The 23149-nt window shown below is 41.7% G+C and carries 23 protein-coding genes and 1 other annotated feature; of the genes, 1 reads left to right on the forward strand and 22 read right to left on the reverse strand.

What is annotated here, in order from left to right:
• Positions 1–157: 157 nt before the first annotated feature.
• The 4 genes from CSV61_RS15020 to CSV61_RS15035 all read right to left on the reverse strand — a co-directional run bounded on the left by CSV61_RS15020 (position 158) and on the right by CSV61_RS15035 (position 4219).
• On the reverse strand, positions 158–1837 hold the full coding sequence (locus tag CSV61_RS15020; RefSeq protein WP_099639882.1) for a formate--tetrahydrofolate ligase: 1680 nt from the start codon (positions 1835–1837) through the stop codon (positions 158–160).
• A gap of 34 nt (positions 1838–1871) precedes the next feature.
• The gene (locus CSV61_RS15025; protein ID WP_099639883.1) at positions 1872–2855 is read right to left on the reverse strand and encodes a zinc-binding dehydrogenase; all 984 of its coding nucleotides are present in this window, start codon (positions 2853–2855) and stop codon (positions 1872–1874) included.
• A gap of 268 nt (positions 2856–3123) precedes the next feature.
• Positions 3124–3612 (reverse strand): helix-turn-helix domain-containing protein, encoded by a 489-nt coding sequence (locus CSV61_RS15030; protein ID WP_051210452.1) that lies wholly within the window; start codon positions 3610–3612, stop codon positions 3124–3126.
• 121 nt (positions 3613–3733) lie between these two features.
• Positions 3734–4219 (reverse strand): dUTP diphosphatase, encoded by a 486-nt coding sequence (locus CSV61_RS15035; RefSeq protein ID WP_099639884.1) that lies wholly within the window; start codon positions 4217–4219, stop codon positions 3734–3736.
• Between the two features lie 93 nt (positions 4220–4312).
• Between CSV61_RS15035 and CSV61_RS15040 the strand changes: the two genes are divergently transcribed.
• Positions 4313–4693: a sigma-w pathway protein ysdB gene (locus CSV61_RS15040; protein WP_099639885.1), complete on the forward strand. Its 381-nt coding sequence runs from the start codon at positions 4313–4315 to the stop codon at positions 4691–4693.
• Positions 4694–4734: 41 nt separating this feature from the next.
• Here CSV61_RS15040 and CSV61_RS15045 read toward each other — a convergent pair whose 3' ends face one another.
• The 18 genes from CSV61_RS15045 to mdh all read right to left on the reverse strand — a co-directional run bounded on the left by CSV61_RS15045 (position 4735) and on the right by mdh (position 23142).
• A complete protein-coding gene (locus CSV61_RS15045; protein WP_099639886.1) occupies positions 4735–5025 on the reverse strand; it encodes a DUF1294 domain-containing protein in 291 nt (96 codons plus the stop codon).
• A 78-nt stretch (positions 5026–5103) separates the two neighbouring features.
• Positions 5104–5463 (reverse strand): 50S ribosomal protein L20, encoded by a 360-nt coding sequence (gene rplT, locus CSV61_RS15050; RefSeq protein WP_083032204.1) that lies wholly within the window; start codon positions 5461–5463, stop codon positions 5104–5106.
• Between the two features lie 43 nt (positions 5464–5506).
• On the reverse strand, positions 5507–5707 hold the full coding sequence (gene rpmI / locus CSV61_RS15055; RefSeq protein WP_083032206.1) for a 50S ribosomal protein L35: 201 nt from the start codon (positions 5705–5707) through the stop codon (positions 5507–5509).
• 26 nt (positions 5708–5733) lie between these two features.
• Positions 5734–6240 carry a translation initiation factor IF-3 gene (gene infC / locus CSV61_RS15060; protein WP_143561105.1) on the reverse strand — a complete coding sequence of 169 codons (507 nt, stop codon included), beginning with the start codon at positions 6238–6240 and terminating at the stop codon, positions 5734–5736.
• Between the two features lie 557 nt (positions 6241–6797).
• Entirely contained in the window at positions 6798–8732 is a 1935-nt protein-coding gene (gene thrS / locus CSV61_RS15065; protein WP_099639888.1) for a threonine--tRNA ligase, read from the reverse strand.
• Positions 8733–8778: 46 nt separating this feature from the next.
• Positions 8779–9009 (reverse strand) — a binding site (T-box leader).
• 99 nt (positions 9010–9108) lie between these two features.
• Positions 9109–10050, reverse strand: coding sequence for a primosomal protein DnaI (gene dnaI / locus CSV61_RS15070; protein WP_083032210.1), 942 nt, complete (start codon positions 10048–10050; stop codon positions 9109–9111).
• Between the two features lie 13 nt (positions 10051–10063).
• Entirely contained in the window at positions 10064–11413 is a 1350-nt protein-coding gene (locus CSV61_RS15075) for a replication initiation and membrane attachment family protein (protein ID WP_099639889.1), read from the reverse strand.
• A gap of 33 nt (positions 11414–11446) precedes the next feature.
• Positions 11447–11914 (reverse strand): transcriptional regulator NrdR, encoded by a 468-nt coding sequence (gene nrdR / locus CSV61_RS15080; RefSeq protein ID WP_099639890.1) that lies wholly within the window; start codon positions 11912–11914, stop codon positions 11447–11449.
• A 117-nt stretch (positions 11915–12031) separates the two neighbouring features.
• Positions 12032–13054 (reverse strand): glyceraldehyde-3-phosphate dehydrogenase, encoded by a 1023-nt coding sequence (locus CSV61_RS15085; RefSeq protein ID WP_099639891.1) that lies wholly within the window; start codon positions 13052–13054, stop codon positions 12032–12034.
• Positions 13055–13173: 119 nt separating this feature from the next.
• Positions 13174–13776 (reverse strand): dephospho-CoA kinase, encoded by a 603-nt coding sequence (gene coaE / locus CSV61_RS15090; protein ID WP_099639892.1) that lies wholly within the window; start codon positions 13774–13776, stop codon positions 13174–13176.
• 12 nt (positions 13777–13788) lie between these two features.
• Positions 13789–14661, reverse strand: coding sequence for a bifunctional DNA-formamidopyrimidine glycosylase/DNA-(apurinic or apyrimidinic site) lyase (gene mutM, locus CSV61_RS15095; RefSeq protein ID WP_099639893.1), 873 nt, complete (start codon positions 14659–14661; stop codon positions 13789–13791).
• A gap of 9 nt (positions 14662–14670) precedes the next feature.
• Positions 14671–17295, reverse strand: coding sequence for a DNA polymerase I (gene polA, locus CSV61_RS15100; RefSeq protein WP_099639894.1), 2625 nt, complete (start codon positions 17293–17295; stop codon positions 14671–14673).
• 97 nt (positions 17296–17392) lie between these two features.
• Entirely contained in the window at positions 17393–18418 is a 1026-nt protein-coding gene (hflC, locus tag CSV61_RS15105) for a protease modulator HflC (RefSeq protein WP_099639895.1), read from the reverse strand.
• Entirely contained in the window at positions 18415–19392 is a 978-nt protein-coding gene (hflK, locus tag CSV61_RS15110) for an FtsH protease activity modulator HflK (protein ID WP_099639896.1), read from the reverse strand. The genes hflC and hflK overlap by 4 nt, the downstream gene beginning before the upstream one ends.
• A gap of 69 nt (positions 19393–19461) precedes the next feature.
• Positions 19462–20877, reverse strand: a complete 1416-nt coding sequence (pnpS, locus tag CSV61_RS15115; RefSeq protein ID WP_099639897.1) for a two-component system histidine kinase PnpS — start codon at positions 20875–20877, stop codon at positions 19462–19464.
• A gap of 6 nt (positions 20878–20883) precedes the next feature.
• Entirely contained in the window at positions 20884–21579 is a 696-nt protein-coding gene (locus CSV61_RS15120; protein ID WP_099639898.1) for a response regulator transcription factor, read from the reverse strand.
• Entirely contained in the window at positions 21569–22054 is a 486-nt protein-coding gene (locus CSV61_RS15125; RefSeq protein WP_099639899.1) for a MaoC/PaaZ C-terminal domain-containing protein, read from the reverse strand. Before CSV61_RS15125 ends, CSV61_RS15120 begins: the two co-directional genes overlap by 11 nt.
• 149 nt (positions 22055–22203) lie before the next feature.
• Positions 22204–23142, reverse strand: a complete 939-nt coding sequence (mdh, locus tag CSV61_RS15130) for a malate dehydrogenase (RefSeq protein WP_099639900.1) — start codon at positions 23140–23142, stop codon at positions 22204–22206.
• Positions 23143–23149 lie beyond the last annotated feature (7 nt).

Below are 23149 nucleotides of genomic sequence, written 5' to 3' on the forward strand. Positions count from 1 at the left end.
TTTAGAAAATATTCGTTTTGTCATTTTATTGCCCCCAGAATCCCGATATATATATATACAAAAATACCCTATAAGAGGGACTTTTTCAAAGTGTCCATCTTATAGGGTACAGTTTAAATTGGCCTTTTGCTTTTTATTTCTCTACTATTAAGAGTCATCACATTAACCCTTTAGCATTGCCAGCCGAGTCGACATCCATATGGAGCGCTGCCGGCTTTTTTGGTAAACCAGGCATAGTCATGATGTCGCCTGTTAAACAAACTAAGAAACCTGCCCCAAGCTTCGGTAAAATATTGCGAATTGTAACCGAGAAGTCTGTTGGACGCCCTAATTTGCTTGGATCATCGGAAAACGAGTACTGGGTCTTCGCCATACAGACCGGCAAGAGATCCCAGCCATTCTTTTTAATTTCAGCTAAATCTTTCGTAGCCTGATCGGTAAATAAAACGCCTGTGCCACCATATACTTTTTGAACAATCGCTGTGAGTTTTTCTTCAACTGATTGTTCTACTTCATAAATGGGAGCGAAATTATTTGGCTCTTCCATCACTTTTAAGACTTCTTTTGCCAAAGCTTCCCCGCCGGCTCCACCGTCTTGCCACACATCCGTTAACGCGACTTTTACATTATGATCCTGACACCACTTTTGAACTTTCTGCAATTCACTATCAGTGTCTCCTACGAAACGATTGAGCGCCACTACTGGTTGCACTCCGAACGATAGAATCGTCTCAATATGCTTTTCCAAGTTGACTAAACCTTTTTCTACCGCTTGACTATCCTCTGCTTTTAATTCCTGCTTTGCTACTCCACCTTGCATTTTAAGTGCACGAATGGTTGTGACTAGAACAACTGCATCCGGTTGGAATTTACCGACGCGCGCTTTAATGTTCATAAACTTTTCCGCACCTAAATCCGATCCAAACCCTGCTTCTGTCACAACATAGTCAGCCAGATTACGCGCTGTATTCGTTGCAATCAACGAGTTACAACCATGAGCAATATTCGCGAACGGACCGCCGTGAATGAAAGCTGGTGTACCTTCGATCGTTTGGACAAGGTTCGGTTTGAAAGCATCTTTAAGCAGAAGCGTCAACGCACCCTCAACGCCTAAATCTCGTACTGTTACAGCTTCCTTTTCATACGTATAGCCAATTACAATATCGGATAAGCGTTCTTTCAAGTCTGGTAAACTAGTCGCCAGACAGAATACGGCCATGATTTCGGATGCTACAGTAATATCGAAACCATCTTCGCGTGGCACGCCTTGTGATGGTCCACCCAAACCTATCGTCACATGACGAAGCGCACGGTCATTCATATCCATGACACGTTTCCATGTAATGCGGCGTGGATCGATGTTCAACACATTACCTTGATGCAAATGGTTGTCGATCATAGCGCTCAACGCATTATTAACTGTCGTAATGGCATGAAGGTCTCCAGTGAAGTGCAGATTGATGTCTTCCATAGGTAGTACTTGTGAAAATCCGCCACCCGTCGCTCCACCTTTGACGCCCATTACCGGTCCTAATGAAGGTTCACGCAATGCAATCATGGTTTTCTTACCTAAACGGGACAGTGCATCACCGAGACCAACTGTCACTGTCGATTTCCCTTCCCCTGCCGGCGTTGGACTAGTGGCAGTTACGAGTACGACTTTCGCTTGTGACGTTTGTTTTGGAATGAGGTCTACGTTGATTTTCGCTTTGTATTTTCCATATAGCTCTAACGCATCCAATGGAATTCCTGCTTTGTCTGCGATGTTTTCAATTGGTTGCATAGTTGCTGTTGAAGCGATTTCCAAATCTGTCAGTGTCTTTACTTCTTTCGTCACTACCTCCACTGCCTTTCTATACCCGTTATATAATTTACTTTGAAATGGCTAAAACGATTTTACCGAATTGTACACTGTCTTCCAGCTTAGCAAATGCCTCACTAGCTTTTTCAAGAGGAATCACCGAATCAATAACAGGATGGATTTGGTGTTCTTCAACTAATGCTAACATCTCCCGCAATTCTTCACGACTTCCCATTGTAGTGCCCAGTAACGAATACTGACCGTAAAAGAATTCGCGCAAATTCAGCTCGACAGTATCTTCGGTCGTAGCACCAAACACGACAATACGACCACCCTTTTTAAGAATGTCAAGAGAACGATTGAATGTTGCTCTTCCCACACTCTCAATCACGAGATCCACCCGTTCGTCTTGTAGTTCTGTAGGCCAATCGCTATTCGTATCAATTGCTACATCCGCACCGAGTTTCATTGCGTGCTTTCTTTTTTCTTCACTTCTCGAAGATACGATGACACGTGCTCCCAATTTCTTCGCGAATTGAATCATATAAGTCGCGACTCCACTTCCAGCTCCAGGAATAAAGACAGTTTGCCCTTCTTCTATACGGCCTCTCGTTACTAATGCCCGATAACCTGTCAGCCCGGATAGAGCGATCACTGCGGATTCATTCCACGTAAGATGTGATGGCTTTTTCTCTAGCTGTTCTGAAGAAATACAAACCTTTTCTGCAAAGGTGCCATGATCCGGCATACCGATAATATCAAATTCAGCTGGTGGTGCATCGCTTTCTTCGAACCAGCGAAGTGATGGGTTGATAATAACCTCGTCTCCAACATGCCAATCCGTCACACCTTCCCCGACTGATTCGATTATGCCAGCGCCGTCTGAACCTAATGCCAACGGTTCTAAAGCGTTTCCACGTCTTTTCGGTATAGCAGTATCACGTCGATTTAGTCCTGCTGTTTTCAATGCGACAATGACTTCACCGTTTCCAGCTGAGGGATCGGCGATATCTGTATAGTGCAACTCACCATTTTCATGAACGAATGCTTTCAATCAACTCATCCTCCTTGGGTTTATCTACGACTCTATCATAACGCATTTCATTCTGTTTTCCCACATTTCATGCTATTTGATTATTTGTTATTTTGACAACTAAGGAGTAGTTGCATAGTGCCAGGTAGGAGATTTCCGTTCAGAGCGGGCATGACTTAAAGCAAACCGATCAGAAATCCCATCGTACCTCCCACTAAATCACTCTGCTGATCCTATACTGCTAAAAAACGATGCTCCTCGAAGTATAATGACTTCAAGGAACATCGTTTTATAGTGTGCGTCTTTTATATTTAGCGAGTTCAAGTAGTTCTAGTACATCTTTTTTAGGTAGGCGGATAGCTAACTCCATCAGCTCTTTTTCAGCCGATCGACGTCCTTTTCCGCTACGGTACTTCTCTTTATTCACTGCATCGATTTCTGCATATAGCTCATCAATTTCTGTTGGCCATTTACCAGAGGATTCGACATTCATCGTTTCACGAAGACGATCATAGAGTGATTCTACTGTATTACCTGTTGCTTTGAAATACGGAGTAAATGTTACCTCTCCCATAATCAACTCATCGGTAGAAACAGAAAAACGCTCTGAAATTTTAGCGATCCAAGCAGCGGACGGTGCGTTCTTACCACGCTCCCAATCTTTAATTCGGCTGGCTGATGTACCGATTGCTGCGCCAAATGCCATCATCGATAATCCTCGACGTTCTCTCAGTGCCTTTAAACGCAATCCAAAATCATCCTTACTCCATTCGTTCAACGAAATACCCCCTGTACGACCTGTGTTGTATTAATATTATTATCAAAACAGTCTTTTTGTCAATTTATTTATTTATGAAATTTTATTATAGTTACTATTACGATGATGTCAATGATACCGCTTAGTATCCATTTCGTTGACGTGCGTAGTTCTCTTCGTTTTTATCGATATATGCTTGAATAATTTGATCTTCTGTAAATCCGAGCGTATTCGCAAGGGCACCGTAATTCTTCCAAACAATTTTATAATCTTCAAATGTTAAGGATTCCAAGAAAACATAAATGGATTGACCTGTTTGAATAAACTGTTGCGTTAGGTTTTGGTCCGTAGCCTCACTTGCCGGCCATTCTTCCAATCCATCAAAACTTTTTTCGATTCCTAACGATAATAAGAAATGTATAGAATCCACATATTCCTCTAAAATCACATCATCTGCTGAAGGACCTTTTGTGCTCCAGAATTTAAAACAACGCGTCTCATTCGCCAACTCAGAAAGTTCGACTACTAATGCCAACCCTCTTTCGGCAAAAGTCTCGTTCGTTTGATGATTTTTTTGTATATATGTATCGAGCGCTCTTTGCATTTCAAATAGTTGATGCAATTTCATTTGTATTCCCTCCACCATTTTGCTATAAAATGAAACCTTTTACCAGACTCATCCGTATAGTACAGTACTACATCGTTTGCAGGAGCTGATTTTATGGTTTTATTGATCCGCGTCTTCATTATAGCACTTGTTATCTATTTATTTTATGCGGGGATTCGCTATTTGACAGATGCTAAGCGAAAGCTAGATGAAGCGTATGAAAAGGAACAATATTATTTTTATGATGACGTTAAGAATATCCGTAAAAACTTCTTTATTACGTATAAAGGTGCGATGTTCGAAGGTGAGAAATATTTAGGCACCACGACGGATTCCTTTGATGTTGTTTCTATTTTCATTTGGGTGAAAAATGAAGCAAACTTGCAAGGTATGACGAAAGAAGATTTTCATTTCCTCGAATCCGAAGTGCGAACGAATTATCCTCATGCCGAGATCAACTGGAAGAATCCAATTGAACAATTAATGAAATCTTGAGTAGACGGAAATAGCTGAACACGGCTATTTCCGTTTTTATATTAAAATGTAACTGTAGTTGGTAATCTTACGCCATATATAGCTAGCAGCAACACGATGTCGATCATCATTAGAAGTAAAAATCCAATACGAAAATGAGTTTTTCTCGTTTTGTGGTGAAAGAATTGCATCCCCATGTATGCACCTACCCCACCACCAAGCACTGCCAATAACCATAGATTTCGTTCTGGTATACGTTGCTTTTTCTTTTTAGCTTGGCTTTTATCATATCCCATTGCCCCAAACGCCCAGAGTGACAGGATGGCCATATACATCAATAGTGTTTGTGCCATGTCAGCCATTCCCCCATACGAAAAAATCCACCTTCATTTCCATATAAGAATGAAAACGAAAGTGGATTTTGGTTCATCTTATTTTGCTACAGATTTTTTTGCTGTCTCTGCAAGTTGTGCAAATGCTGGTGCATCTGTCACTGCAAGTTCTGCAAGCATCTTACGGTTAACATCGATGCCAGCTACTTTCAAGCCGTGCATTAATGTGCTGTATGAAATACCATTCACACGAGCAGCCGCGTTGATACGTGTAATCCATAGTCTACGGAAATCACGTTTTTTGTTACGACGGTCACGGTAAGCATAGTTATAAGATTTCATTACCTGTTGGTTTGCTACCTTATAAAGTCTATGTTTTGAACCGAAATAACCTTTTGCTAATTTCAATACTCTTTTATGACGCTTGCGCGTTACTGTTCCACCTTTTACGCGTGGCATAGTGCATTACCTCCTGCTTATCCTATAAGTGTGTGTTTCGATCTTACTTCATGTTTGTTAGCATTTCGCGAATACGCTTGTAATCGCCTGAAGAAACTAGTGCAGACTTACGTAAGTGACGCTTAGCCTTCGTAGATTTGTTAGCAAATAGGTGACTTGTGTAAGCACGGCCACGTTTTAATTTACCAGTTCCAGTTCTTTTGAAACGTTTCGCGGAACCGCGGTGAGTTTTCATTTTTGGCATGTTCTGTTCCTCCTAAATTGTTCGTGTTACTTTTTCTCGGCAAGTGGGGCAAGTATTAAGAACATGCTCCGACCTTCCATTTTTGGTTTAACTTCAACAGTTGCTACATCTTTGCAAGCTTCTGCAAAGCGATCAAGTACTCGTTGGCCAATTTCTTTATGCGTAATCGCACGGCCGCGGAAACGAATTGAAGCTTTTACCTTATCCCCATTTTCAAGGAACTTGATTCCGTTACGAAGTTTCGTTTGGAAGTCATGCTCATCAATTGTAGGGCTAAGTCGAACTTCTTTAACGTTGATGACCTTTTGATTCTTACGTACTTCACGCTCTTTCTTTTGCTGTTCGAACTTGAACTTTCCATGGTCCATAACACGAGCTACTGGGGGCTTCGCTTGTGGAGCAACAAGAACTAAGTCCAGGTTTGCTTGAGCAGCAATATCTAAAGCTTCATTACGTGTTTTGATACCGAGTTGTTCGCCATTATGATCAATTAAACGCAGCTCACGTGCTCGGATACCATCATTTACGTACATGTCTTTGCTAATAGTAATCCACCTCCGAATATTGTCTCGTGAATACACATTTTGGTATATCGGAAATTCCGACTTCAAAGTCCCATAGGTCTATCCATTTTACAAAATAAAAAAAGTAGACAAATATGATTTGTCTACCCGCGTAAGTATACTATGCCAGTATGCATAGATATAAACTTATTGTGCTAACCTGGCAACAACTTCATTGCGTCGATCAGGTGAGAAGCGGGTAGCCTCTTCTTATACCACAAACTGTATTCAGTTAACCTTATTAATAATAACATCTTTACTATCAAATGTCAATAACTCCGCAGATCTCATTGTCGGATGCACAGGTTATGTTTGAATTAATTCAACTTTTCAAGTATAGCGCATTATCAATAGAATTGCAACTACTATTTTTATTAATGTAGGAAGACGGAGTGAAAGATCGTATGAAACCCACTTCGGCGCTTGCGGATGACTCTACAATGAGACATCCGCAACGGCCTTCGTGTAACCCGTGCTATACCTATCATCATATGCAGAACTAGAGAAACGGTACCTATCCTGTTGTATTAGTCCTTCTTCACGTCTTCTTTGATCAGTTCTAGGAACGCGTCGAATGACATACTTTCAGATTTTTGTTCGCCATATTTACGAACGTTGACTTCGCCAGCTTCCATTTCACGATCTCCTAGTACAAGCATATACGGAACTTTTTGTACTTGTGCTTCACGGATTTTATAACCAATCTTCTCGTCACGGCTGTCTACGTCCACACGGAACCCTGCCAATGTCAATTTTTCTTTAATGTCTTGTGCATAGTCAAGGTGAACGTCAGGTGATACCGGGATCAGTTCTACTTGGATTGGCGCCAACCATGTTGGGAAGGCTCCTTTGTATTCTTCAATTAAGAAGGCAACAAAGCGTTCCATTGTAGACACTACACCTCTGTGAATGACAACGGGACGGTGTTGCTTGCCGTCTTCGCCGATATACGTAAGGTCGAAGCGCTCAGGTAATAAGAAGTCCAATTGTGCAGTGGAAAGTGTTTCTTCCATACCAATTGCTGTTTTTACTTGTACATCCAACTTCGGACCGTAAAATGCTGCCTCGCCTTCTTCTTCTGTATACGGAAGCTCCATCTCATCCATTGCTTCTTTCAACATAGCTTGTGCACGTTCCCACATTTCATCGTCATCAAAATATTTCGTTGTATCTTCAGGATCGCGATACGATAGGCGGAACGAATAATCTTTGATATTGAAGTCTTTATATACTTCAATGATTAACATGACTACACGTTTAAACTCTTCTTTAATCTGGTCAGGACGCACGAAGATATGCGCATCGTTCAATGTCATACCCCGTACACGCTGAAGACCCGAAAGTGCTCCCGACATTTCATAACGGTGCATTGTGCCAAGTTCCGCCAAACGAAGTGGTAAATTACGATACGAATGAATACCATTTTTATAAATCATCATGTGGTGAGGACAGTTCATTGGACGTAACACGAGATCTTCGTTATCCATGCTCATTGTCGGGAACATACCATCTTGATAATGATCCCAGTGACCGGATGTTTTGTAGAGTTCTACACTTCCAAGTACTGGCGTATACACGTGCTGGTAGCCTAGTCTTTCTTCTTTATCGACAATATATCGTTCGATCACACGGCGAATGGTAGCGCCTTTTGGTAACCAGAGTGGAAGACCTTGTCCAACTTTTTGTGAATTTGTGAACAGATTCAATTCCTTACCGATTTTACGGTGGTCACGCTCTTTCGCTTCTTCCAGCATACGCAAGTGTTCTTTCAGCTCGTCCTTTTTGAAGAAAGCTGTTCCGTAAATCCGTTGAAGCATTTTGTTATCAGAGTTCCCTCTCCAATAAGCCCCTGCAATACTTAATAATTTAAATTCTTTTAGTTTACCTGTAGACGGAACATGAATGCCGCGGCATAGGTCGAAGAATTCGCCTTGTTCATAAATAGATACTTGTTGATCTTCAGGAATTGCTTCGAGAAGTTCCAATTTGTATTCATCATCAATTTCTTTGAAACGTTTTTCTGCTTCCGCACGGGATACATCGTGACGAATAATTGGTAAGTTTTCACCGATAATGCGTTTCATTTCTTTTTCTAATTCAGGCAAATCTTCAGCAGTGATCGGTGTAGGTGAATCAATATCATAATAAAAACCGTTTTCGATAGTAGGACCTATTCCTAGTTTCGCATCTGGGAATTTGCGTTTGACGGCTTGTGCCAAAAGGTGAGCCGTACTATGGCGCAGAATGTCCAACGCTTCATCTGATGTTGGCGTAATGATACTTAGATCTCCATCTGTATGGATTGGTGATTTCAAATCGATTAGTTGATCTCCAATTTTTCCTGCCAATGCGCTTTTACGCAATCCAGGACTGATAGAGCCTGCAATTTCTTCTGTTGTGACGCCGTCCTCGAATTCTTTTACTGCACCATCTGGAAATGTTAAATGAATATTTTCTGGCATGTGTATGACTCCCTTTCTTTTTTTGAACGCAAAAAAGCCCCATCCCTAAAGGGACGAGGCTTGAGCTCGTGGTTCCACCCTTCTTCCTTCCATTCGCAAATATGCGAAAAGACCGAAGCTTTCGATCGGCTAACGGGCCGCTACCGTCATCAGCTACTTACTTTCACTGATGCTGCTCGGAGGTGGTAAATTTATCTTCTGCCTACAAGGGTTTCAGCCATGCCCCTGTTCTCTGGAAAGGTGAAAAATAAAGTATTGTCCTCTTCGATGCATGTTAACAATTTATTTATGTTGAACTGTGTAATAGTATAGAAAAATCTGAGCGTAATTGCAAGTGTAATTGAATAATTCTTTCAACAAAGCACGTTCAGAACGATTAATCCCGCCAGTTCTCCCCACCAAGTTTAAATGGTTGGCTGACCATGCGGATTCTCTCCATAATTCGCGCCGCTTTAATAGGCTCTTTTTCTCCACGCTGACTCGTTGTAAGGTGATGTTCTAATTCATTATAATTAAAATTGGATGTAAAGAATACAGGTAGCTTTTCTGCCATACGGTACTGCAAAATCGTGCCGAGCACTTCATCTCGAGTCCAAGTTGACATCGTTTCTGCTCCTATATCATCTAGCATTAAGACAGGAGCCCGCTTCACAAACTCCACTTTTTCGTCCAGTGTTTGGTTTTGGATCGATTGCTTCATCTCCCGTAGAAACTCCGGCACATACACTACCACAGTTTGGATACGTCTCGTTGCCAATTCATTCGCTAACGCACCTAAAATGAATGATTTTCCAATACCAAAGTTCCCAAATAGATAAAAGCCTCTTTCTGGAACCTTACCAGTAGACTCGATTTGATTCAGGAAATCTTTAGCTGCTCGCATCACGATCACACGACTATCTTCAGACAAGAAGTTGACGTCAGATAGACGCGCTTCCATTACTTCTTTTGGCATGTACATGCTGTTGACCATTTTCGAGATGTTTCTACGTTCATCTACCAACTGCTTCGTAGGACAGACTATATAATCCACGTCAATAAGGCGCTGTGCGATGACTAATTTCGGCTCAAAGCCTTTCATGACATTAATACACCCGTCGAGATTCGGACAGCGCTCACAAGCGTGGGAAGCCGTTGTGAATTCGTATAGTTTACCTAGACTGCGGTTGATCACTTCTGTATTGACCTCATCGGAATGATCGCTAATAAATTGTTGTACAGCCGGATCTTCCATAACTTCTGTTCGAAGCTCATCGTATTTTTGGGCTAATGAAGGAGCATTCACTACCCGCTTCATCGCATCCCCTATTCGTTCCATAGTATGTCACCTCTTATTCTTGAATCCCCAATTCTTTCAATAACTTCTGGCGTTCTTCCTCGACATTGAAATCATTAGGTTTGTCGGATTTCTCATTCTTTTTATCGCGCTTGTTAAACCATTCGGGAACTTTTTCTTCCCTAGTTGTCTTTCGATTTCTAGGCGTCGTTTTCTTCCCTTCTTTAAGCCACTTCATGTATTGATCATGTTCTTCTCTCGATAACTTCAAAGCTGTTTTCGCGTCATTCACTTGTTTATTCGCCCAATGGGAAGCAATGCGTTCGACGAAACTGCTCGTGATTTTGCCATCATTACGTAACATCACATATTGAAGCAAGACATTGACGACACCTACTGGGAACTTATGCAAATTAATTAGCCGTTCAGCAAGCTGAATGTCTACAAGGAACGGTTCTTTCTTGCTCACTTTACGCAACATTTCTTTTGGCGGAGTATGTTCTAGATAAAACAATAGTTCTTCGTCACGACTCATATTTTCTTTTGGCACTTCTTCGACGACCGGTTGCGTGAACACCGACTGTAATTTAGGCGGTTGCTTGGACGTATTCATCTTATAAAACTCGGCAGCTGCCTTGCGTACTTTTTCTTCCGTCAGCTGATGATTTTCATCCATCGCAATCATCACGACTTTTTGCATATCGAGTGGACTGAGTGAATATAAGAAAGCTAGCATGGCAATCATTTCCTGAGAAATAGTGCGCAAAGAAGCTTTAGGAATCATTTGTTCTGACAGACCGTTATAGAATAAATCAAAATTGAAATTTGCTACATAAAACGGTATGCCAGGAGGTTCACTCTTTCCTTGAAAATGCATTCCTGCAGTCAATTCCATCGCTTGATCGCCTCTTGCTGGTTTATAAACATCTAAAAATGTGCGAGATATATCTTGGTACTCATCTTTCGCAATCGGCTCCTCTAGAAATCGGCCACGTAACTGACGATACGGTTGCTCTCCGATTTTACTGAACAAAAACGTGGATAGAAGCGGATCACTGAAGAATGAAGGCGCATCAAGTGGCGGTAATAATTCGTAAATAAATGATCGTTTATCTATTTCTTGCTTTTTCTTATACGTACGCAATAATCCAATAGCTTCCAATGAAATCCTCGCTTCAAAAATGGCTTGAAGTGGAAACGAAGACATATTCATTAAATAATAGTGGGTGTGCTCTTGCGGTTCTCTGCTTTCCGCATCTGTCCAAAGGGTCATAAACAAACTGACCGCTTCAGGACCGATCAGTGGCTGATAAAATAGCGTCAGCATCTGTCGGTCATACGCAGAGAACGGATGAGCTAATTTCACTTCGAAGGAATCGACAGGCTGCAACTCAGTATAAAGCATGTTAACTCTCGCCTCCCCTTCTAGATCAACATCTTACTCTTGTTCATCTTTCCTGTTTTGCAATTGTTGCAACTCATCAATAAAGACCGTGATGTCTTTGTAGTGGCGGTAAACAGACGCAAATCGTACATACGCAACCTCATCCACATCCACTAATCGTTCCATCACCATTTCGCCTACTTGTTCTGAATCTATTTCGACATTTCCTGAGCTTCTTAGTTCTTTTTCGATAGAACTGACGATTTCTTTTAATTGCTCGATCGGCACTGCACGTTTTTCACAAGCGCGAATCAATCCTCTCAGCAACTTTTCACTGCTGAACTCTTCCCGGGTCTTATCTTTCTTTACGACAACTAACGGAGAGTGCTCCACTTTTTCAAATGTCGTGAAACGATAACTACATTTTTCGCATTCACGTCTTCGTCGAATGGAACGGTTTTCTTCCGCAGGCCGTGAATCAATCACGCGTGTTCCGTTGTAGTGACAAGCTGGACATAACATAGTTCGTTCCTCCGCATATTCATTAGTACTTTTCATTATAACAGAAACTGTCCATACAACAACAAACGGACATAGAAAAGCACTTCATCCCGTGAGATGAAGTGCCGATTCATTCATTTATGAAGTGACTTTGTCAGTTAGTGCTGTAGCGACTTTTTTCGCCAATTGCACAACACGAGCTGAATAACCCCACTCATTATCATACCAAGCAAGCACTTTGATTTTACGATCGCCCATGACTATAGTAGATAGTCCGTCAAGCGTTGCGGATTCAGTAGTCGTATTGAAGTCAATTGATACAAGAGGTTCTGTAGTATAGCGAAGAATCCCTTTCATCGGGCCTTCTGCCGCTTTACGGAACGCGTTGTTCACTTCTTCAACTGTTACATCTTTTTCTACGTCCACTACCAAGTCCACAAGGGAAACATTCGGTGTTGGAATACGTAATGCCAAGCCGTGAATCTTTCCTTCAAGTTCAGGAAGTACAAGAGATAAAGCTTTTGCAGCACCTGTTGAAGTGGGGATAATGGATTCTCCGCAAGAACGTGCACGGCGTAAATCTTTATGTGGGTTGTCCAAGTTCTTCTGATCATTCGTATAGGCATGTACAGTTGTCATTAAGCCGTTTACAATACCGAATTCATCATTCAATACTTTTGCAACGGGTGCTAAACAGTTCGTTGTACAACTCGCATTCGAAATGACACTATGTTTGTTCACATCTAATTTCTCGTCATTGACTCCGATTACAACCGTTACGTCCTCATTTTTACCTGGAGCTGTTAAAATTACTTTCTTTGCTCCCGACTCCAAATGAAGTGCCGCTTTATCACGTGAGTTGAATACACCTGTTGATTCTATCACGATCTCTACGCCAAGCTCTTTCCAAGGCAATTTCGATGGGTCACGTTCTGAAATGAGTTGTACACGTTTGCCGTCTACGATGATCGCATTTTCATCTGCAACAATTTCACCATCGAACACTCCGTGTGTTGAGTCATATTTCAAGAGATGTGCAATCGTTTCAGCTGGATATGTCGCATTGACAGCAACTAGATTAACATCGTCTTCCTTGATAATCTGGCGGAATACCATCCGTCCAATACGGCCGAGTCCGTTAATTGCAATTTTTGTAGTCATTAAAGGGATCCTCCTGCATGTATGTTATACTTTATATCCTTAATCGTTCATTAGTATAACACATTTTATCATTATGCCAACACTATAACACATTAAAATTATAAATTAATTCCCCACACTCATGATCTCGGTACAGCTTGCCAGTTTTCAAGGATGGCATCTAGCTGCTTTTCTGTTTCTTCCACTGTGTCGTTATTGTGAATAACCGCGTCAGCGCCTTTTTCTTTGATGCGCATATCCAACTGGGATGTGATTCTGGCATCTGCTTCTGCTTCTGTCAATTCATTGCGAGCCATCAGTCTCTGTTTTTGAATTGGCTTTGTAACCGAAACGACTACAATCTTCTCCACATAGTTTTGAAGCTTACTTTCAAACAATAAGGGGATGTCCATAATCACAGTCTGATAGCCTTGAGTTAAATAGTCTTCTTTTTGACTGACCATTCTCCCTCTAATAGCAGGGTGCATCAATTCATTTAATTGTTGTCGTTTCATTTCATTGCCGAAAATAATTGCGCCAAGCCGTTCGCGATTCAGCGTACCATCTTCTCGTAACACCTCTTCGCCAAATGTCTGTTGGATTTTTTTCAGCAAAGGACTACCCGGCTCTACGACTTCCCTCGCGATGACATCCGCATCTACAATAGGGTAACCTTTTTCACGCAACATATTCGCTACCGTACTTTTCCCACTCGCTATACTTCCTGTCAATCCGATGATCACGTTCATCACTCCTTATTTTTGGCAAGCTGGACAATAGACAGACGTTCTGCCCGCAATTTGCTTACTTTTAGTCGGTGTGTCGCATGCTACACATGTTTTTTTACCGTACATATGCAGTCGATCTTGCATCGTTCCTGCGTTGCCGTTAACTGAACGGTAATCAGATATTGTACTGCCTCCTGCATCGATACTTTCTTGCAAAACGCGTACAATTTCTTCAAACAATAAAACTTTACGCTTTTTGCTGATGCGTTCCGCTGTACGACTCGGATGGATCTTCATATGAATCAGCGCTTCGGTAGCGTAAATATTGCCGCATCCCGAAATCACTTTGCCATCCATGATCACTTCTTTGATCGGTTTTCGTTTATATTTCGGAGTTTCTGCCATCGATAAAAAATGATCCAGCGCTTCATCAGAAAACGGTTCGGGTGCCATTTCTAACAAGGGAGGAAAATCTTCCTCCGTCTGTAGTAGACGCATTTCACCGAATCTTCGTATATCCGAATAGATGAGTAATCCGCCGTCTTCCATTTCCAAAAAGACATGGGCGTGTTTTCGAAACTTGTCTTCAGTAATTTCATCAGGAGAATTTACGACAAACCAAGCGCCCGTCATTCCCAGATGGCTGACGAGCAAGTATGGTTGATGTTCTTTTACTAAATGAAAATATATATATTTACTGCGACGCACAATTTTCTCGATGTGCATATTTTCCATGCCGTCGAGAAAGTCGTCCACCGATTTCCCTTTAATAATCGTTTCTTTTCCAGCTGTTTTAGACGTGACGACGGTATCCGATACAGATAGCTGCTTCACCGTACGCCCTTCCACGAGTGGTGCGAGATCTCGCACCACTCCTTCTACTTCCGGTAGTTCTGGCATGTATATCACTCACTTTGTTTCGTACCAAGACTTGCCATAATTCCAATCGACTTTCAACGGCACGTCGAGTTGAATCGTTTGTTCCATAACTTCCGGTACGATTTCTTTTAATTTCTCCAACTCATCCATAGGCGCTTCAAAGATCAATTCATCATGTACTTGTAGCAACATACGTGCTTGCATTTGTTCTTTTTCTAGTCTAGCGTCCATATCAATCATCGCTTGTTTAATGATGTCCGCCGCCGTTCCTTGGATCGGTGTATTCATCGCCGTGCGCTCGGCAAAACCTCGTAAGTTGAAATTCGAACTCGTAATGTCCGGCAAATAGCGTCTACGTTTCAATAATGTCGTCACATAGCCTTTTTGTTTGGCGTCAATAATACTGTCATCCATATACTGTTTAACGCCTGGGAAGCTCGCCAAATACGTATCGATGAATTCCCCTGCTTCTTTACGTGTAATAGTTAAACTCTGGGACAAGCCATAATCACTGATGCCGTAGACAATACCAAAGTTGACGGCTTTTGCTGCGCGACGCATATTGCTATCGACTTCTTCTTCCTTCACACCAAAAACATCCATCGCCGTCTTCGTATGAATATCCGCCCCTTGACGGAATGCCTCAATTAATTTTTCATCTTGCGAAATATGCGCAAGTACACGCAATTCAATTTGTGAATAGTCGGCCGCAAACATAATCCAGTCGGTTTCAGAAGGAATGAAGGCTGCACGTATTTTACGTCCTTCTTCCAAACGAATCGGGATATTTTGCAAGTTCGGATTGATCGAGCTCAATCTACCCGTCTGTGTTAGCGCCTGCTGGAAACGTGTATGAATCTTTCCATCTTCATGAATCTCTTTAGAAAGACCTTCGATATATGTTGAATTCAACTTGCCGAGCTGTCGGTATAATAAAATATGTTGAATGATTTCATGTTCACTTTCGAGCTTCTCTAGCACATCTGCAGCTGTCGAGTAACCCGTTTTTGTTTTCTTAATAGGTGTCAGGCCGATTTTTTCGAACAGAATGACGCCAAGTTGTTTAGGCGAATTAATATTGAACTTTTCGCCAGCCATTTCATAGATTGTTTTCTCAATGACGGCTAGACGTTCCGACAACTGTTCACCAATCGTCTTCAGTACCTCTACGTCCGTTTTCACACCGGTTACTTCCATTTTCCCAAGGATCTTGGCTAACGGTAATTCCAGGTCATGGAATAAGTCACGCTGTTCATTGTCCTCCAACTGTTTGGTAACTACTGGATATAGCTCCCACACCGCATGGGCTTTTCTCGCAGTATGGTTGGCAAGTTGCTCAAGCGCCGGTACAGTCCGTTTAGCCCCTTTACCGTAGACCGCTTCGTCACTTTCCACACCATGATAGCCGAATGAACGTGCGATTTCAGCGACTTCATTTGTTGAGAATGAAGGATTGACGATGTACGCCGCCAGCATGAGATCGAATTCTGCACCGTTTAGTTCCATGCCAAGTCGCGCAATTGCCGCATAGGCTGATTTGGAGTCTGAAACATATTTATGCGTTGCATGGTCTGCAATCCAGTTCCTAAAGAGATCGGATGATGTAGCCAATTCAGTCGGAATGAAGTACGTATCGGTGTCATTTGACAACCCAATACCTAAAATATCTTCAGACAAATAATTATCGCCATCGATCTCGACATGCACAGACATTGTATCCGTCAGCATGTCTGGAGTGATTTCTTTCACACTATGAACAGCGATTTTTTCTAGTGGCTGCACTTCGACCGCTACATCCATCTTTTCAAGCAATGATTTAAATTGTAACTCTTTATATAGTTGGATCACTTCTTCTTCGTTGCGTCCGACAAAGTCCAAATCATTCAATGACACGGTGATCGGAGCATGCACTTCAATTGTGGCAAGTTCTTTACTCATGAACGCTTGATCTTTATTGTTCACAAGGTTTTCTTTCATTTTCTTAGCGGTAATTTGTTCGATCGATTCATAGACATTTTCGACAGAACCATATTCCTTCAATAATTTCAGTGCAGTTTTCTCACCAATTCCCGGTACGCCCGGAATATTATCGGAAGCATCGCCCATCAAACCTTTCATGTCGATGATCTGCAATGGCGCAATACCGTATTTCTCTTCGATATGTGCAGGTGTGTATTTTTCAAGGTCGGTAATGCCTTTTCTTGTGATGCATACCGTTGTCTGATCATTCGCGAGTTGCGTTAAATCTTTGTCTCCTGAGATGATGACGACATCCGCTTCCGAATCACTGCACTCTCTGCTCAATGTCCCGATAATATCATCCGCCTCATATAAATCGAGTTCATACTGCGTGATGCCGAACGCTTCAATTAATTTACGAATGTACGGGAACTGTTCGGATAGCTCCGGTGGTGTCTTTTGACGTCCGCCTTTGTATTCTGTATACGTACTGTGGCGGAATGTTGTTTTCCCTGCATCCCATGCTACAATCACGTGTGTCGGTTTTTCATTCGCTAAGATGGTCTCTAACATCATCGTAAAACCGTATACCGCATTTGTATGAACACCCTTTTCATTCGTTAATAAAGGTAAAGCAAAAAACGCACGGTATGCTAAGCTGTTTCCATCCAATAAGACGATTTTCTTTTTCGTCAAAATCTATCCCACTCCTTTATGTTCGTCACAATAAAAAACGCCATTTTCATCTAGTTTACCACGTTTGGCAACTCTAATGAAAATGACGCACTTATGATTACTCGATATTGCCGGTTAATAGCTTGGCATATGGTGAATCTGCCGGAAGGATGATCATCGTTTCATCATCCACGACTTTCGTATACGACTGAAGTGTTCTATACAGTTTGTAGAATTCAGGGTCTTTTGCATACGCGTTATTATAAATTTTTGCAGCTTCCGCCTCACCTTGCGCGGTTACGATTGCTGCTTCTTTTTTCGCTTTTGCTAACATTTCCTGCACTTCACGATCCGTCTCCGCTTCAATCTTCTGTTTCTCTGCATCCCCTTCAGAAAGGTAGGATTGTGCAGTCGAATCACGTTCAGAAATCATCCGCGTGTAGATAGATTGTTCGTTTTCTTCCGGTAAATCGATACGCTTCATACGTACATCCACTACATTGATCCCGTAATTACCATCATCTAAAAATTTATTTACTTTGGCTGTTACATCGTCATTCAAGCTTCCGCGAGAAGAATCTTCATCATTGACGACATTGACATAATCTAGGCGTCCCATTTCATTTCGGACGACAGAATAAATAAATTCTTCCATTCTCGCTTCCGCGTTGACGATATTACGTGCGTTGGAAATCATTTTAGCAGGATCGGTAATATGCCATATTGCATAATTATCAATGATGATCCGCTTCTTGTCTTTTGTATTGATTTCCGCTTCCGACACGTTAGAAGTCATTCGATTTTTCGGCAACGTACTAACACTTTGAATGAATGGTATTTTCATATTGATACCCGGTTTTTCGATAATCCTAGTAATTTCACCGAATTGACGAACGACGCGGTATTCATTCTCTTTCACGATAAATAAGTTGGATAACAGAATGACAAGAATCGCAAAGACTACCGTCAGTGAGATGATTAGTTTCGTATACTTCTTCATATCAAACGCTTTTTTTGGTCGCATCTGTGTAACTTTAGGATCTGGTTCTGGTCCTGGCTTCTGTGCACTTCGTTGTTGATCGGTTTCTCCCATCTTTTTGAGAGCTTCTTCTATCTTCTTGAACGGGTTTTGTTCGTTACTCATGAAGCTTTACCTCCTTTGTCAGCTGACTTCTCCTTCTCTTCTGTTACAGGCGGCTGATCTTTTTGCAACTGTTGAAGTGGTAAATACTTCATCGTTTCTCCGCTATCGTTCATGATATATAGATTCGCTTTAGGTAATACTTGTTCTAGCGTCTCAATAATCAAACGTTCACGCGTGATTTCTTTATTTTTTGCATATTCATTATACAAATCACTGAATACCGCCACGTCACCACGTGCTTGTTCGATCCGTGCAGTCTTTTTCCCTTGTGCTCGGGACTTGATTGCGTCACGTTCACCGATTGCTTCTTTCGTTCTCTGGTTTTCATATTTTTTCGCTTCGTTGATCTTCGTATTTTTCGTTTCACGCGCATCCGTTACAGCGGTAAATGCTGCACGTACTTCTGCATTCGGTAATTCAACGTCTTGCAATTTTACGCCTTGTACTGCGACACCGATATCATATTTCTCTACTAAACTAGTCAATAAATCACGTGTCTTCGCTTCAATTTCCGCTTTTCCATCCGTCAACGCCGCATCAATTGTAGAACTACCGATGATGGAACGAATAGACGCAGACGCCGCATCCCTCAATATTTCAATAGGATCTTCTGCATTGAATAAATACTTCTTAGGGTCGACAATACGCCACTGCACGGTCAAATCGGTCAGAACGATGTACTCGTCACCTGTAATCATCTTCGTTTCCTTATCTACGATCTCACCCGACTTATCTTGCTTGTAACCGAAATGAATACTGTATGTTTCCTTGGATAAAATCTCCGCCTTCTGAATCGGCCAAGGCAACTTAAAATGCAGACCTGAGTCGGTCACAGGTGCGCCAGCTTGTCCGAATGAAATAACGACAGCTTGTTCAGATTCGTCTACTGTGTACCATGTAGTAAAGACGATCAATAAAAGTACTAATCCGGTGATAAACAAACCAAGTGTCACCAGGATCCTTTTTGTGCTCATATGTGTTCCCCCTTTTCTATGTATGACTACTGTACGGAACAGTAGTCAAGTAAGTTTCATTTTTCTTTATTACAGTTGTTCATGGGTAGGTAGCTGGATACGGAAAACAGTACCGACACCCACTTCACTGTCCACTGTGACGACGCCTTGATGCGCTTCAGCAATGTGCTTTACAATCGCAAGACCTAATCCCGTACCGCCCGACTCCCTGCTTCTCGCACGGTCTACGCGGTAAAAACGTTCAAATAAACGGGGGAGCTCTGAAGGCATGATACCAATCCCTTGATCGCGAACCGTAATTTCCACATAGTCATCAATTTCTTTTACGGAAACCGTCACGGTCGTTTTTTCATGCGAATAGGCAATGGCATTATTCAATAAATTCACCATCACCTGCACTAACCGATCGTGATCCGCAAGAATGATTACTTGTTCGGGCACATGCAAATCGATTCGCATCTCTTTTTCTTGCACTCTCTTTTGAACGACTTTGATGGATTGCTCGACTACTTCCATCACATCCACAGGCTCTCGTGTGATTTCAAAACTGCCGCGCTCCATGCTCGATAAGCGCAATAAATCTTCAATCAATAATTGTAGGCGATTACTTTCTTTATACATAATCTCCAGAAAATCACGCCTGACCACAGGATCTTCCACCGCCCCATCGAGCAACATCTCTGAAAAGCCTTTAATCGAAGTAACAGGTGTCTTTAATTCATGGGATACATTCGCCACAAAATCTTTACGTATTTGCTCGAGATGAACCAACTCTGTAATATCATGCATAATGATCACGATGCCAAGCCAATTGCCATTTTCACCAATGACAGGTGCACCGTATACGTCTAAATGGCAAACGCCTTCTGCTAGTACTACTTGAGACTGGAACGTGCGCACTTCTTCCGTTAAAAATATCGTTTCAATTTCTTTTTCAATATCTGAAGGTAAGCCAATATCTTTAAACGTTTTCCCCATCAGTTCCTCTCCATTACGCTGGAAAGTTTCTTCAAACACACGGTTGACCAAATTGACAGCACCTTGTCTTCCAAACATCAACAGGCTGCTTCCAATGCTACTGACCAATGTGTTTAAACGCTCTTGTTCCATAGCGCGAAGTGCAGAGTTCCCTTGTAGTTTCTGAGCTACTTGATTAATGGAATTCGTTAGTTGGTGATTGATTTCACTATCTTCATTATGCGCTCGCACTGAATAGTTTCCTTGCGCCAATTGATGCACGACACTTGTAAAGTGATCAAATGGCTGCACATATTGCTGAAGAATTTTCGCGATCACAAACATCATCACAACAAATACTAGTACGAGCGTAAATAGCAAGTACACCCAATAGACTTGTTGTATGGTCGCATCTACATTTTTCCCAAATAAATGAAAAAATTGTCCTAAGATAATTCCTAGCACAATTAATAGTATAGATAAGATGACTGCGGATACAGTTAAAATTTTTGTGTAGTAGTACTTCATCTAGTTTTACTCTCCAAACTTGTAACCGACGCCTCTCATTGTTTTGATATAGCGCGGCTTTCTCGTATTTTCTTCGATTTTATCGCGCAGATGACTCACATGTACATCAACAATTCTAGAATCTCCTGCAAACTCATAATTCCATACCGCTTGTAGCAACTGGTCACGGGAGAACACGCGATTCGGATTCCTCATGAAATACACAAGCAACTCAAATTCCTTCGGCGTAAACTCTAGTAGTGTTTCGCCTAAATACACTTCCAAGCGTTCAGGATACACTGTCAGCTGACCCGCAACCAATTTCTTCTCTTTCGTATGGCTACGTTCACCCGTCCGCCTCAGAACCGCACGAACTCTGGCTGCTACTTCACGTGGACTAAAAGGCTTTGTCATGTAATCGTCCGCACCCATTTCCAGGCCGATGATTTTATCCATTTCTTCACCTTTAGCAGTCAACATGATGATCGGTGTTTGAATATCTTCTTTTCTCAGCATACGGCAAACTTCTATTCCGTCTATTTTCGGTAACATTAAATCCAAAATAATTAAATCAGGTTTTTCGTCCAATACTTTTTCGACAGCTTCTTCTCCATCACTCGCAAGTACCGTGTTATAGTCCGCTTGTTGCAATGTGAATGCAAGCAATTTCTGTATAGACTGTTCATCTTCCACAATCAAAATCTTTTGCTGATTAATTTTCATTCGCAGATCCTTTCGTTTGCACTGCCTTGACAGGTTGTTTTTGCGGAGCGATGACCACTACTTCTCCGCTCATAATTCGTTCTCCTTCTTGATCCGTTGCATCTACTTGGATAGTTACTTGATTTGACTGAATATCAAGTTTCGTAATTTCCAGAAAGAATTCAACGATGGAGTAATGATAGACAGGCTTAGGGAAATGCAGTTGCTGATGAATAATATGCGCACCGGGTCCAGGCATGTGTTTAGATATGGCGGCTGTCACAATACCCGTCAACATAATGGGTGGGACTATGGGTTGTCCATAGATCGTCTCCGCTGCGTAATCATGTTGCAAATAAAGTGGATTGGCATCATTAGTCAACCCTAGGTACAACATCAAATCTTTATCTTCAATCTTTTCGGTCAAGTGTAACCTTTCACCGATTTCTAACTCCGTGATTTCTTTTCCTATCGATTTACGTTTATTCTTCAACAAATAAACCCCTCCTGTATTTCTAAAGTCATCAATGAAAAAGCTGAAAATTACTTCAATAAGTAAATTATAACAATCCGCTCATGAAAAATCGAGCTAACATGAAAAAAGATCGGACGGCTAGATAGCTGTCCGATCTTCAACCTATAATTTTACGCCAGAACACTCATTACAGTACGTACAGAGTCAGCGGACTTTTGAAGTCCCATTTTCTCGTCTTCGGTTAATTCAAGTTCAATGATTTTTTCGATACCTTCTGCACCCAACACTGTCGGGACACCTAAATAAATACCGTTCATGCCGTATTCGCCTTCTAGAAACGCAATCGATGGTAAGACACGTTTTTGATCTTTCAAAATAGCTTCTGTCATTTCAACCAAGGCAGCAGCTGGCGCGTAATATGCAGAACCATTACCTAATAGATTGACGATTTCAGCTCCACCTTTACGTGTACGATCTACAATTTCTTCTAAACGACCAGCAGGAATCAAGTTTTCTAAAGGTACACCACCAGCAGTCGAATAACGAACTAGAGGCACCATATCATCTCCGTGACCACCTAAAACGAAGCCTGTTACATCTTTTACTGAAAGATTTAATTCTTGTGCGACAAACGTACGGAAACGAGCTGTATCCAGTACACCTGATTGACCAATCACACGTTCTTTAGGGAACCCAGACGCTTTGTACACAGTATATGTCATGGCATCTACTGGATTCGTTAACACAATAATCTTCGTGTTAGGTGAATACTTAACAATTTCAGCTGTTACTGATTTCATGACTTTTTGATTTGTCTGTACTAAGTCGTCACGGCTCATTCCGGGTTTGCGTGCAATACCGGCAGTAATGACCACTACATCAGAATCTTTTGTGTCTTCATAATTGGATGTGCCGATAATATTCGCATCAAACCCTTGAACCGGGCCAGCTTCCAACATGTCTAATGCTTTGCCTTTCGTCGGATTTTCCATAGCTGGAATATCGACGAGGACGACATCACATAGTTCTTTTTGAGCTAAAAGGAATGCAGTTGTTGCTCCAGTAAAACCAGATCCGATAACCGATACTTTTTTACGCTTCAATGACATGTAAAAC

Source organism: Sporosarcina sp. P3, assembly GCF_002743415.1.
Classification (GTDB): domain Bacteria; phylum Bacillota; class Bacilli; order Bacillales_A; family Planococcaceae; genus Sporosarcina; species Sporosarcina ureae_A.